Source organism: Vibrio sp. 378 (genome assembly GCF_033339435.1).
Map to the genome: position 1 here is coordinate 1 of NZ_JAWOUO010000829.1, position 594 is coordinate 594.

Annotated in this window: 1 protein-coding gene; it reads left to right on the plus strand. The window is 47.8% G+C overall.

What is annotated here, in order from left to right:
• Positions 1–594 (plus strand): protease HtpX (htpX, locus tag R7Q48_RS29090; protein WP_318133831.1); only part of this gene is annotated, 594 nt, incomplete at both ends.

Below are 594 nucleotides of genomic sequence, written 5' to 3' on the forward strand. Positions count from 1 at the left end.
TTCTTAGTGTTGTTCTGAATATTGTTTACGCGACCACTGGAATGCAACCAGGCAGTCTGTCTGGTTTACTTGTCATGGCAGCCGTATTTGGCTTTGGTGGCGCATTGATTTCGTTAATGATGTCAAAGGGCATGGCACTACGCTCAGTTGGCGGCATGGTGATTGAAAGCCCACGTAACGAAACAGAGCATTGGTTGCTTGAGACGGTAGGCCGCCAAGCGCGACAAGCGGGCATTGGTATGCCAACAGTAGCGATTTATGATTCTGCAGACATCAACGCATTCGCGACAGGTGCTAAGCGTGATGATTCACTGGTTGCTGTATCGACTGGTCTTCTACACAACATGACGCGTGATGAAGCTGAAGCTGTTCTGGCACACGAAGTGAGCCACATTGCGAATGGTGACATGGTCACGATGACGCTAATGCAGGGTGATGTGAACACGTTTGTTATCTTCCTATCGCGTTTTATCGCCAATATCGTGGCATCGAACGATGATGAAGAAGGCCAAGGCACGAACATGATGGTGTACTTTGGTGTGTCTATGGTGTTGGAACTTGTCTTTGGTTTCTTAGCAAGCTTTATCACTATGT